At 57.5% G+C, this 13,091-nt stretch carries 9 protein-coding genes; 2 read left to right on the top strand and 7 right to left on the bottom strand.

Going from position 1 to position 13,091, the window contains the following annotated elements:
* Positions 1-897: an acyltransferase gene (locus tag AQ621_RS09665; protein ID WP_058341286.1), complete on the top strand. Its 897-nt coding sequence runs from the start codon at positions 1-3 to the stop codon at positions 895-897.
* Here AQ621_RS09665 and AQ621_RS09670 read toward each other — a convergent pair whose 3' ends face one another.
* The 4 genes from AQ621_RS09670 to zapE all read right to left on the bottom strand — a co-directional run bounded on the left by AQ621_RS09670 (position 898) and on the right by zapE (position 8,349).
* Positions 898-3,588, bottom strand: a complete 2,691-nt coding sequence (locus tag AQ621_RS09670) for a LuxR C-terminal-related transcriptional regulator (RefSeq protein WP_058341287.1) — start codon at positions 3,586-3,588, stop codon at positions 898-900.
* A 192-nt stretch (positions 3,589-3,780) separates the two neighbouring features.
* On the bottom strand, positions 3,781-5,142 hold the full coding sequence (locus AQ621_RS09675; protein ID WP_058341288.1) for a DUF1329 domain-containing protein: 1,362 nt from the start codon (positions 5,140-5,142) through the stop codon (positions 3,781-3,783).
* Between the two features lie 33 nt (positions 5,143-5,175).
* Complete coding sequence (locus AQ621_RS09680; RefSeq protein ID WP_058341289.1) at positions 5,176-6,975, bottom strand: DUF1302 domain-containing protein; 1,800 nt, start codon at positions 6,973-6,975, stop codon at positions 5,176-5,178.
* 273 nt (positions 6,976-7,248) lie between these two features.
* Positions 7,249-8,349 (bottom strand): cell division protein ZapE, encoded by a 1,101-nt coding sequence (zapE, locus tag AQ621_RS09685; protein ID WP_208618749.1) that lies wholly within the window; start codon positions 8,347-8,349, stop codon positions 7,249-7,251.
* Positions 8,350-8,582: 233 nt separating this feature from the next.
* On the opposite strand from zapE, the gene AQ621_RS09690 reads away from it, so the two are divergent.
* Positions 8,583-9,020 (top strand): Z-ring associated ZapG family protein, encoded by a 438-nt coding sequence (locus AQ621_RS09690; RefSeq protein WP_022990657.1) that lies wholly within the window; start codon positions 8,583-8,585, stop codon positions 9,018-9,020.
* Between the two features lie 211 nt (positions 9,021-9,231).
* Here AQ621_RS09690 and AQ621_RS09695 read toward each other — a convergent pair whose 3' ends face one another.
* The 3 genes from AQ621_RS09695 to hisD all read right to left on the bottom strand — a co-directional run bounded on the left by AQ621_RS09695 (position 9,232) and on the right by hisD (position 12,809).
* Positions 9,232-9,975 (bottom strand): Nif3-like dinuclear metal center hexameric protein, encoded by a 744-nt coding sequence (locus AQ621_RS09695; RefSeq protein WP_058341436.1) that lies wholly within the window; start codon positions 9,973-9,975, stop codon positions 9,232-9,234.
* A 205-nt stretch (positions 9,976-10,180) separates the two neighbouring features.
* Entirely contained in the window at positions 10,181-11,251 is a 1,071-nt protein-coding gene (gene hisC / locus AQ621_RS09700) for a histidinol-phosphate transaminase (RefSeq protein ID WP_058341290.1), read from the bottom strand.
* Between the two features lie 253 nt (positions 11,252-11,504).
* Positions 11,505-12,809 carry a histidinol dehydrogenase gene (gene hisD / locus AQ621_RS09705; protein ID WP_058341291.1) on the bottom strand — a complete coding sequence of 435 codons (1,305 nt, stop codon included), beginning with the start codon at positions 12,807-12,809 and terminating at the stop codon, positions 11,505-11,507.
* Positions 12,810-13,091: the final 282 nt, after the last annotated feature.

Below are 13,091 nucleotides of genomic sequence, written 5' to 3' on the forward strand. Positions count from 1 at the left end.
ATGCTGGACTTTTTGCCCGCCCCGTTGAAAGGGGTCCTGGTGGTTTTGCTTATCCTGCTGAACACCCTCATTTTCCTGCCGTTTTTGCTGCTGTTCGCCATCATCAAACTGATTATTCCGGTGAAATTGGTGCGTACCCTGTGCACACGGATGGTGAACCTGATTGCCTGGTACTGGATTGGCTTCAACAACACCCTGGCGGACCTGTTCCACAAGATTGAGTGGGATGTTCGCGGCGTCCGGGAGCTGAGCAAGAAGCACTGGTACTTCGTAACCTGTAACCACCAGAGCTGGACCGACATCACCGCCATCCAGTACGCCCTGAACAGCAAGATTCCTTTGCTGAAGTTTTTCCTGAAAAAGGAGCTGATCTGGGTGCCGCTGCTGGGGGTTGCGTGGTGGGGGCTGGACTTCCCCTTCATGCACCGGCACACCAAGGAACAGATTGCAAAGCGCCCGGAGCTGAAGGGCAAGGATATCGAAGCCACCCGCAGGGCCTGTGAGAAGTTCCGCTACACCCCAGTGACCATTTTTAACTTTATGGAAGGCACCCGCTTTACCCCGGAAAAGCACGCCCGGCAGAATTCCCCCTACAAGAACCTGCTGAAGCCGAAGGCCGGCGGCACCGCGTTTGTGTTCGGCGCCATGGGCGAGATGATCCACACCATGCTGGATGTGACCATTGTGTACCCGGACGGACGGCCCGGGATCTGGGATTACCTGAGCGGCAAGGTGCGCCGGATTATCATCGATATCCGCACCCGGGAAGTGCCGGAGCGTTTTCTGGGCATGGATTACGAAGGTAACCGGGAGCTGCGGGCAGACTTCCAGCGCTGGGTGAGCGAGATCTGGGCCGAGAAAGACGCCCGCATCGAGGAGCTGAAAGCGGGCGCCTGATTACAGGATGCCCAGCTCACGAGCCCGGACAATGGCCTGGGTTCGCGATTTCACATCCAGCTTGGCGTTGATCCGGCGGGCGTGGGTTTTCACGGTGTGCAGGGAAATGTGCAGCTTGTCTGCGATCTCCTGGTTCGACAAGCCCTGGGCAATCAGCTCCAGCACGCCCTGCTCCCGGTCGCTGATGGGTTCAGCAAGGGTCTCGGTGGCGACAGGCGCATTGTTGAGACCAAACAGCTGGCCCAAATCCCGATTGAAGGCGTTTTCCGGTAATTGCCGGAAGCATTTCTGCATCAGTGGTGTGAGTTCGTTGACCAGCTCCGCAAACGGGCTGATAAAGCGCTCGCTGGCAGCCTGGCGAATCACCTGCTCCAGCTGTTTCCTGGCGGCCGGCAAACCTTTCTCCTGTTGCAGCAGGACAGCACTCAGCAGGCCAACGTGCAGCTCCAGCCCCCAGGGCAAGGTATCGCCGTAACGGCCCAGAACGGCGTCCAGCTGCTCCCTGGCACGAACAAGGTCACCGCTGGCCATGTCCGCCCGAACCTGCAGGCAGTCCATCAGCCCCGGCATCATGGGGAATAATTCCGGCACGCAACCACCCTGTCGATACGGCTGAAGCTTTTCGATGGCCTGGGCGGCACTTTCTGTCTGGCCATGGGATAACCAGCAGCTGGCCTTCAAGGCTTCCAGTACCGGCACGTACAGGGATTCATCCACCTGCCAGGCGTGCATGGCCCGCTCTGCCCGGCCAATCCACACAAAGGCATCTTCCAGCCGGCCCTCGGCTTTACACATCAGCACCCTCAGGGCCATGGCCAGCAACAGGCCCAGGTCCCGGGTCTGTTCGGCATGGCGGGAGCAACTTACCAACAGGCGGTCGGCTTCGTCCAACCGGCCCTGATGCCACAGCACCAGCACCAGGTTCAGTTCCAGCCGGGTTTCGCCTATGCGCGCCGGGCGGCTGAGTTCGTGCATGGCGGTGTCCAGGCCGGTTCTCAGCAGCTGCTCGGCATGCCCGAGCGCGCCCTTGCCCAGCTCAATGCGGGCGTGGGCGTAAACCGCCAGCGCCTCGGAACCGGAGTCTCCCGCTTCCCGGGCCAGCTTGGCCGCGGCGCGGTTGGCGTCCCGGGCTTCATGAAATTTGCCGGCGGCACACAAGGCGCTGGCACGAACAATCTGGGTGACCAGCTGGGCCTGGGGTGATAAGCCTCCGGCAGCGAGCGCCTTGTCTGCCATGGCCAGGGCTGGCTGCACGTAGCCTTCGCCCCGCAGGATAAAGGCTTTCAGGGCATAAATACGGGCTTCCTGCTGTTCCCGGTCTTCCGGCGAGAAGCCTTCGAGCAACTGCCGGGCCTGGTGGAACTGTCCGCCAATGGCATGAACCCAGCTGTAAACAATGCGTAATCGCGCGCTGCGCTCCAGCAAGCCGGCCGGCAGGTGTTTACGCAGGGTAAGCAGCGATGCGGTGTCCTGCCCCAGCAACAGGGCTTCAGTGCCCTCAGAGGCAATGCGCACGACTTCTTCGGCATCTCCGGACAGCAGTGCGTACTTCAATGCCTCCGGAAACTGGTTGCGCTGCCCGAACCAGCGGCTGGCCAGCAGCATGCGAGTGTTGTAACCACCCAGTGCCGGTGTTTTCAGCCAGGCCTGAAGTAACGGATTGAGGCGATACCAGCGGCCACGGCCGGATACCGGCTGCAGGGGCAAGCCCTTTTCACAGGCAACGGACGGCAGCATGCCCGAGTCGCCAACCGATGCCTGCAGGGCGATAAACAGTTCATCCGACACCCCGTCCAGCTCCGCCATCATGCGCAGCGAATTCATCTGGCCGGGCGCCATCTGCCCCAGCACCGAGCCTTTCAGGAAGCGTTCAACGGAGGCGGTTTCCTGCATCGGCCGGCGTTCCGGACTGCGCAGCAGCTCCCGCCGGTACAGGGCCAGCGGTGTAGGCCAGCCTTCGGTGAGGCTATACAGATGATCAATGGCGACACTGGTAATCAGGCTGTCCGGCCGGGCGTCCTGGAAGTAGGCAAAGGTTTCCGAGCGGGTGAATTCCAGGCTCTCGCGGCCAACACATTGGTAACGGTTTTCCAGCTCAAGGGTGTGGCATTCGAACGGCAACGGCAGCCGGGAGGTAAAGGCTACCGACAGGTTGCCCGGCATATCGCAGACAAGCTGCTGTAGCAGCCCGCCCACCGCAGGATTGGTCAGGTGGTGCAGGTTATCCAGTACCAGCACATCCCGGCCTTGCTGCTCCAGCCGACCCTTGGCCACCAGCATAACGGCCAGGTTGTCTTCAAACGTTCCACCGCCCTGATTGCCGGGGTGCAGGGACTGCGGCAAATCCAGCGCCATGGCGATGAGGGATAATAAACGGGACGGCGCGTTGTCGCCGGCATTCAGGGTAACCCAGCGAATCCGGTCAAACTCACTGGCACCCTCGCTCAGGGCGCTGACCAGGCTGTGGGTTTTGCCGTAGCCGCAGGGCGCTTCCAGCATCAACAGGGAGCGGGGCGCGAGGCTATCCAGGATCTGTTTGGAAAGCGCGGGGCGGGGCTGGTGATCTTTTGGAATGGCCGGCAACTGAAGCCGGTGCTCCAGTAAATCCCGAACCAGCTCGCCATTTTGCAGGCTGGTATTGGCGCCCTGAAACTCGTCGTTGGCGGCGTTGCCTTCGTTAAAGGATTTCACTCACGGCCCCGATTACACCTTTAGTATTAGAGATTGGCCTCGAGAGTAAACCAAAGCGGGGTCTGGCTGCAAAAAATTGGCGGGGCTAAACGGGGTTAGTGACGATTTTCCAGCGCAGTAATGTGATAGCGCTCACAAAAAAAAGGCGAGCCATCGCTGGCCCGCCTTTCTCAACCGATTACGTGTGGCCGGTTAGCGAGTTCCAGCCCGGCGCAGAGCCGCCGGAGTGAAATCGCGGGACTGGCGCTCAACGTCGAAGGAGTACGGAGTGTTCTCCTCGTTGGTCAGGCCCAGTGCCAGGTAGCGGCCAGAGAGCAGGTCGTACAGTGCTTCGATGGCGTACCAGGGAACGTCCTGGTCATACATCTGAACCGCATGTGCTTCGCCCACACGCCACAGCTCACCACGGCCATCGTAATGGTCGATCACAGAAGCCTGCCAGGTGTCTTCATCGATGTAGAAGTCACGCTGGGCGTAGACGTGGCGCTCGCCCTCTTTCAGGGTGGCGCGCACATGCCACACACGGTGCAGCTCGTAGCGGGCCAGGTCCTGGTTGATGTGGCCAGGCTGGATAATCTCGTCGTAGCTCAGGCCACGATCCAGCAGCTTGTAGGAGTTGTACGGGATGTACATCTCTTTCTTGCCAATCAGCTCCCAGTTGTAGCGGTCCGGAGCACCGTTGTACATGTCCAGGTTGTCTGAGGTACGCATACCATCAGCCGCGGTACCCGGGCCGTCATAGGCAACCTGGGGCGCACGGCGAACACGGCGCTGGCCAGCGTTGTACAACCAGGCACGGCGTGGTTCGGCTACCTGGTCCAGGGTTTCGTGAACCAGCAGTACGTTACCCGCCAGGCGCGCCGGCGCGGTGATGGACTGTTTGAAGTAGAACAGGACGTTATCGTCTTTACCCGGCTTGTAGTCGGTCAGATAACTGTTCCACACCAGTTCTTCCTGGAACTTCACCACAGAGAAGTCGCCGCCCGCGGTAGGAGTTACCTGACCCACGTTACGCTGCACCGAGCCACCCCGGTAACGGGTAATGTGGTTCCAGATCACTTCCAGGCCGTTCTGGGGAATCGGGAACGGGGTGGCGTCCTGGTAGTTGTCGATACCGTTACCGCCGGACACCAGTTCTGCCTTGGTCGCATTCGCTACGGTCTCATCCATGATCTTCTTCGGATAAGTAGCGGTACGATGTGTCGGATATACCGGAATCCTGTAGTTATCGTACTTGCGGATCATCTCGACCTGGCCCGGAGACAGCTTGTCTGCGTACTGGTCGACATTGCTCCGGTCGATAACAAACTTCGGTTGCTCACCGGCGAAGGGGTTCACGTAAATGCCGTCCCCCTTGTATCCGGCCGGAGGCGTGGAAAGCCCGCCGTCCCAGGCCGGAATGTCGCCGCCGTTGCCGGCTTTCTCCGCACCCATCGGGGTGAGGGTATCACCCAGCTTGGCTGCTTCCTGGGCAGAAACCGCGCCCCAAGCCTGGCCTGCAAACAAACTTGCAGTCAGAACGCCGGTGGCCAGTAGTTTCTTGTTCAGTTTCATTTAGGTTACCTCGTTAAACGAATTCGGTCCGGTTCAGAAGGAGTAGGAAACACTCGCGCTCACGAAATCCCGGTCGGTCATTTCGTTATACGGCTTGCCACCGAAGTAGTTGGTATAACCGATGTTGCCGGTGATCTTGTTCTGGTATACGCCTGTCAGAGACAAACCGATGGCTTTGTTGCCTTCGTTGAAGGCACCGCCAGGTTGCGGGGCGTAGCCTTTGATATCGTGGCTCCAGAAAACAGACGGAGTCAGGTTAATGCCAGCGATGGCGTTCGGGTATTCCCAGGACAGGTTGGTACGGTAGCCCCAGGAGAAGGAGGTTACGAAGCCATCGTTGGTGCAGTTTTCGGGGTTGATGTTATTGGTTTCACAGGCTGCGCTCGGAGTTGCCCCCAAACCAAAAGTACCCGAGCGACCATATCGAGCTTCATCCTTGCCCGGCAGGTCATGGATATAGGTTGCACCCACTTCCGCCACCAGGGACATCCGGCTTGCACCCATGACCTGATCGAAGAATTTAATCAATGTCATCTGTGCTTGGGATACACCGTAACGATCGTATCCAGATACCGCTACACCATCGGTATTGCCATTGTTCTCTGCGGCAATTTTTTCCTCATCACGAGCATAGAGCAAACTGAAGGGCGCCTGAAGACCACCATAAATCAGCTCAAACGCGTTCCACTGGATCGGCATCTTGTCACGATACGAGTATTCTGCACCGAGCGACCAACCACCCGGGGTAGTGGTGTTGATACTGAGACCATAGAGGTTGATATCTTCCGGATACTCAATGAAATAATTAGGGAAGTTCGGGTTGTCTTCGCCACCATTAGTACGGCCGCTGATGTACGGTAAACGGCTGTGGTACTTGATGTAGTAAAAGCCGAGTTCGGAATCGTTAAGAGCCGGCACATACCAACGCATAGCGACACCAAACTGATCTTTCGCATCTGGCTCGCGATCACCTTCCCTCGCAATAACCAGCCCTGACGCCAGGTTAGCAGCTTCTGATGCAGCACCGGTGAGGAACACCGGGCCACAACCATCGGCCACGAAATCTACGGTAGAAAAGAAGGTTCCGCAGTCATCTATGCGAACCTTTTCCCAGTCTGCTTGTACAAAGCCTTCAACTGTGATGTTCTCGGTAATACCGGCTGACATATAGAACATTTCAACCGGCAGCAGCGCGTCTTTCAGCTGGGCACCGGGAGCACGGAAGGCAGGAATATCTACCGGGTTAATGGTGTTGATACCGCCCTGGATATAGGTACTCTCACCCCAGCTCACCACCTGTTTGCCGTAGCGGGCACTGACCGGTATGTCGCCCAGATACCAGTCTGTGAATACATAGGCATCCAGCAGTTCGCCACCGGAGGCATTTGCCTTAGCCTCGTCGTTCAGCTCAACGTAACGCCGACCTTCGTCCTTGAGCTCAAAGTCATACCAATAACGACCGCGAACAAGGGCACCCACACGGGTCAGATAGTTGGAGTCAACGCTGTAATCAAGAAACAGCTCACTGTTGCCTTTAACAATCTTGGAAACGGTGTCCCCTTTATCGAAGTTCCGGTTACCGTCATCGTAGTTGTTGGTAGAAGCATAATCGGTCACCGGCGCCCCTGCTGGCCTGTCGTGGGGTGCCAACAATCGATTGTCCGCATCCTCGGTCCGCCAGGAGGCACCCGCAGACAACGTCGTGTTGAACTGAGCTTCTACATCGCCCATGTAAAACGAAATGGCGGAGGCCGGTGTGGATACGCCGGCGGCTATGGCTACGGCCAGTGGTAACTTGGTCCAACGCTGCCACGGTTGAGTTTTTCTTGTCATTGGAAGGCTACTCCGTTGTTGTTCTGAGTCGCTGCTCGGTTGTTCTGGTGTTTTTGTCCTGGCGGCTGTACTTACAGTGCCGTGATGCTTGCACTATATCCAAGGCCTGTGGGGGCTTTGATCAGTCAAAAGTATGATTTTGCAGTCACTCTCCGTTCATGGTGTTCTCGCACTCCCTCACTATAGACAAGATTCGGGAGTGCAACCACTTCGGAATGACTAAGGGCGAAGCTTGGGTAGAGCGGCCACGAGTGTCCGTGGCCGAATGGCTCTTTAAGGCTTGTGCGGTGCTTCCAGATACTCCCGGGACTGCATTTCCAGCAACCGCGATTCGGTGCGCTCGAACTCGAAGCTCAACCTGCCGCCGGTGTACAGCTCGGTGATGGGCGCGGCGGCGGAGATGATGACTTTTACGTTGCGGTCGTAGAACTCATCGATCATGTTGATAAACCGGCGGGCCTGGTCGTCGTTGTTCTTGCCCAGCTGCGGCACGTTGCTGATGATGATGGCGTGGAACTGGCGGGCCATTTCGATGTAGTCGTTCTGGCTGCGGGGGCCGTCGCACACGGCTTTGAAATCGAACCAGACCACGTCGTCTGCATGGGCTTCGGCGGGGATTTTGCGGCCGTTGATTTCCATGGTTTTGCTGTGCTTTGCCGCTTCTACCGCCAGGGCATCGAAGCTGTTACGCAGGCTGATATCGGCCTGGTCGTCCAGCGGGCAGTGGTAGAGCTCCGCCTGCTCCAGGGTACGAAGCCGGTAGTCCACACCACCGTCGACATTCACCACATCGGTATGCTGTTTCACCAGGGCGATGGCTGGCAGGAAACGGGCCCGCTGCAGGCCGTCTTTATACAGCCCGTCCGGCACGATATTGGAGGTACACACCAGGGTAACACCCCGGCTGAACAGGCCATCCATCAGGGTGGCGAGGATCATGGCGTCGCCGATGTCGGACACAAAGAATTCGTCAAAACAGATAACCCGGGTTTCGTCTGCGAATTTCTTGGCGACCATTTCCAGCGGGTTCTTCTCGCCTTTGAGCTGCTTCAGCTCGTTGTGCACCCGCTGCATAAAGCGGTGAAAGTGCACACGCATTTTGCGATCAAACGGCAGCGCCTCGAAGAAGGTGTCCATCAGGTAGGTCTTACCACGGCCAACGCCGCCCCAGAAGTACAGGCCTTTTACCGGATCTTCCTTACCCTTCTTCAGTTTGCGGCGGAGCTTGGACAGGCCGCCCTTGCTGCGTTCGCTTTCGGCCTCCACCAGTTTGTCGTACAGTGCCTGCAGGCGCTTTACGGCATCTTCCTGGGCCGGATCCTTGTGAAAGTCCGGGCGCTCAAGATCCTTTTGGTAGCGTTGCCAAGGGGTCAGGTTCGCGACGGTTTCGGAGGACATGGCTTCTGTCATCAGGATTTTCCTGCCTGCTAGGTGGATTTTCGGGCGCAGTATTGTCGCTTATTTCACGTTTTTTCGCCACGCCGCACAGGCGCCGGGGCAATAAGACGATTGGCGCAGTGTTTCGGCATGGGATACATCCGTTCGGGGGGTTATACTCCTTGAATGAGGAATGGCTCACTTGCAGGCAATGAAAGGACGATTTTTATATGACAAACCTGATTGTGGCGGCGGTTGTCGCGTTGGTGGTTGGCATTGTCATCGGGCTTATGTTTGGCCGGTCTGGCCAGGGAGCTTCGTTGCGACAGCGCCGGGCGGAGCAGCAGGTTGATGAGTTGCGTAGTGAGTTTACGCGGTATCAGGCCCAGGTGAATGAGCACTTTATGGAGTCTGCACATTTGCTGCGGCGGTTTAACGATACGTACCGGGATGTGAATCAGCATATGGCCCGGGGCGCGAATCGTCTGTGCAATGATGAAGACTGGCTGGAGGAGCTGGGGCAGGATTCTTCTGGTCGTCTTGGCCATTCCGAGGCTGAGCCTTCCGAGCCGCCTCGGGATTATGCGCCGAAGTCTGATCCGGAAGCCAAGGGTACTTTGGCTGAGGACTATGGCCTGAATGCGGATGGTTCTAAGCGGTCTGCCTGATTCTTTACTGAGTAGATACAGGCCTTAGAACTAGGCGCCTCGGATCCGCCAGCCTTCTGGGTTTGGCGGCTGGCCAGTCTGGGAAACGCCTCTCCAAAAACCGCTACAAGCACATCCATGTGCGCTTCTCTCCGGCCATCCATGGCCTACGACATTTTTGGAGAGGCGTTCCCCAGACTGACCGACCCTAACAGCTCAGGGGCCGTGTCATTTACACCGGGTTATCGCAGTCGATGAACTGGTGCATTACTCCGAATTCCCTTGCTAATGCTTCGCCCAGAGCCTGAACACCATACCGTTCGGTCGCATGGTGGCCGGCCGCGTAGTAGTGAATCCCGCACTCTCTGGCCGTGTGAGTCGTCGGCTCGGAGATCTCGCCGCTGATGTAGGCATCGACACCCGCACCCAAAGCTGCGTTGATGAACCCCTGAGCTGCCCCGGTGCACCAGGCGACAGTCTTGATCATTTCCGGGCCATTGCCTACGTGAAGCGGCTGCCGGTGCAGGGCTCTGGCGAGGTGCAGGCCGAACTTTTCGGATGACATGGCTTCGGGTAATTCACCTTGCCACACTAATCCACCCATTGGGCGTGGATTCTGGATGCCAAGTATATCGGCGAGTTGGCGATTGTTGCCGTACTCGGGGTGGTCATCAAGTGGCAGGTGGTAGGCGACGAGGTTTATGTCGTTGTCCAGAAGCTGCTTGATGCGGTTCTTTTTCATGCCGCGAATGGTCTGATCTTCACCTTTCCAGAAATAGCCGTGGTGGACCAGGATCATGTCTGCGTTTTGTTTTACGGCTTCGTCGATCAGGGCCTGTGATGCGGTCACACCGGAAACGATAACGCCTACATTCTCGCTGCCCTCAACTTGCAGCCCATTAGGGGCATAGTCCTGAAAATTTTCTGGCGCTAGCCATTCGTTTATTCTGGCGAGGATGTCGTTTCTGTTAGCCATACAAACCTCATAACTTGGGTTCAGTTGGATTAAGGTATAGCTGGCGTGCAAGATGCCTGAGAGTAAGGGGGCGCAGGGACTTTCCGGAAATTTCGTAGGCCATGGATGGCCGGAGAGAAGCGCACAGGGACGTGCTTGTAGCGGTTTCCGGAAAGTCCCTGCGGCCCCTTACGTTTACACCAAAACCCGAACGCCAGCGTACGCCCTAGTCAGCCTCGAGGGAACCGAGGCCCTTGATCAAAGCGTTGTTCTGATCGCTGGTGCCAATGGTGATTCGCAGGAAGTCGCTGATCCTTGGCTTGTTGAAGTGGCGAACGATGATGCCCTGCTCTCTCAACTTTGCTGCGATCTCTGCACCTTCGTGGTCAGGATGACGAGCGAACACGAAGTTTGCCTTAGACGGCAGTACCTCAAAGCCCCGCTGTTCAAGCTCTTCCGTCACTCTCTTCCGCTCACGAATCACACCGCTACAAGAATCTTCAAACCACTGTTTGTCTTCGAATGCAGCAACGGCGCCAACCAACGCCAGGCGGTCCAGCGGATAGGAGTTAAAGCTGTCCTTAACCCGATTCAGGGCCTCGATCAGCTCTTCGTTACCCACCGCAAAGCCAACACGCAGCCCTGCCAGCGAACGGGCCTTGGAGAGGGTCTGACAAACCAGCAGGTTCGGATACTGGTTAACCAGGCGAATCGCCGTATCACCGCCGAAGTCCACGTAGGCTTCGTCTACCACCACCACGCTGTCCGGGTTGGCTTGCAGGATCTCTTCCACGTGTTGCAGGCCCAGGTAACGGCCTGTCGGCGCGTTCGGGTTCGGGAAGATGATGCCACCGTTGGGGCGCTTGTAGTCTTCCGGGTTGATCTCGAAGCTGTCGGTAAGCGGGATCACCGTACTTTCGATCTGGTACAGGCCGCAGTAAACCGGATAGAAGCTGTAGGTGATATCCGGGAACAGGATCGGTTTGTCGTGTTTCAGCAACCCTTGGAAGATGTGCGCCAGAACTTCGTCCGAGCCGTTGCCGACAAACACTTGCTTTGCGTTGATCGCAAAATCAACGTGGTAGTCGGCGATAGCTTCTTTCAGCGCCTGTCCTTCCGGGTCCGGATATAGGCGCAGGTTGTCGTTCAGCTCTTTTTGAATCGCTTCGATCACCTTCGGCGACGGACCAAACGGATTTTCGTTGGTGTTCAGCTTCACCAAATTAGCCATTTTTGGCTGTTCACCAGGTACATACGGCTGCAATTCGCGGACCAGCGGGCTCCAGTATTTACTCATATCTCTTGAACTCCAAAATGGTGCAGGAGCCGGGTTGGTTGTATTTATTTGGGAGTTTTCGCAGGGCAGGTAGGGCTTTCCAAAAACCGCTCCTTACGGCACATCCATGTGGCGCTTCTGCTCCGCCATCCATGGCTCCGCAAATTTTTGGAAAGCCCTACCTGCCCTGCTATTCGAACCTTCCAGTACAACCAACCCGGCTCTCAAGCTATTCAGATGGACCAGCAGCACCCAAGGACACCGCAGGAATCGGTCAGTCTTTGATACGGTACTCAGCTGAACGGGCATGGGCCGTAAGGCCTTCACCGCGCGCCAACACAGAAGCCACACGCCCCATTCGGTCAGCGCCTTCCGGAGTAAAACCAATCAGGGACGATCGTTTTTGAAAATCGTATACACCCAGCGGGGAACTGAACCGGGCAGTACCGCTGGTGGGCAACACATGGTTCGGGCCCGCGCAGTAGTCGCCCAGAGCCTCTGCAGTGTAGCGGCCCATGAAAATGGCACCGGCATGGCGGATGTCGTCCAGCATCGCCTGCGGGTCTTCCACCGACAGCTCCAGGTGCTCCGGCGCAATGCGGTTGGAAACCTCTGCAGCTTCTTTCAGATCAGCCACCTTGATCAGTGCACCACGGCCCAGCATGGAAGTGCGAATGATGTCTTCACGCTCCATGGTCGGCAGCAGCTTGTTGATGCTCGCTTCCACAGCATCCAGGAAATCCGCATCCGGACTCACCAGGATACTCTGGGCCTGCTCATCGTGCTCGGCCTGGGAGAACAAATCCATGGCAATCCAGTCCGGGTCGGTCTTGCCATCGCAGATCACCAGAATCTCGGAAGGCCCGGCAATCATGTCGATACCGACAACACCAAACACCTCCCGCTTGGCCGTGGCCACGAAAATGTTCCCCGGGCCCACAATCTTGTCCACCGACGGCACCGTTTCCGTGCCATAAGCCAGCGCCGCAACCGCCTGGGCACCACCAATGGTGAACACCCGATCCACACCCGCAATCGCCGCCGCCGCCAGCACCATGTCGTTCACCACGCCATCCGGCGTAGGAACCACCATGATCACCTCGGCAACCCCGGCAACCTTGGCAGGAATCGCATTCATCAGCACAGACGATGGATACGCAGCCTTACCACCCGGCACATACAAACCAGCCCGATCCAGCGGCGTCACCTTCTGCCCCAGAATCGTTCCGTCTTCATCCTGATACTGCCAGGACTTCTGATTCTGCCGCTCATGATAATCCCGAACCCGCTCAGCAGCCTTCTCAAGAGCCACCCGCTGATCCTGGGGAATCCGCTCCAGAGCCTCCTGAAGACGACCCTGATCCATCTCCAGCTCCGCCATGGAGTTAACCTTTAACCGGTCAAACTTCTCGGTAAACTCCAGAACCGCCGCATCGCCGCGGGTTTTCACCTCACGCAGGATATGCCGAACCGACTCATTCACCTGATGGTCAACACTGTCATCCCACGCCAACAGCTTGGCCAGCGCACTGTCAAAGTCGCCCTGTGTGGTATTCAGCCTGGTGATCTTGTCGTTCATATCTCAAATCCTGCGTTGGATTGTTTACTCACAGCTGCCGGATTACCCGCCTGCAATTGCGGGCCACCGACAAAAAGCTTCTCAACCTGGGAGCTCACGCCATCAGGTAGGCTCTTCCAAAAACCGCTCCTGCGGCACATCCATGTGGCGCTTCTGCTCCGCCATCCATGGCTCCGCAAATTTTTGGAAGAGCCTACCTGACGGCGTCCGATGTACAGAGTTCAAAAAAGCCCTTGGGAAGGCCTTTCCAAGGGCTGACAGCACCCAAGTTGAAAAGGACGC

The sequence above is a fragment of the Marinobacter sp. P4B1 genome (assembly GCF_001447135.1).
GTDB lineage: Bacteria > Pseudomonadota > Gammaproteobacteria > Pseudomonadales > Oleiphilaceae > Marinobacter > Marinobacter vinifirmus.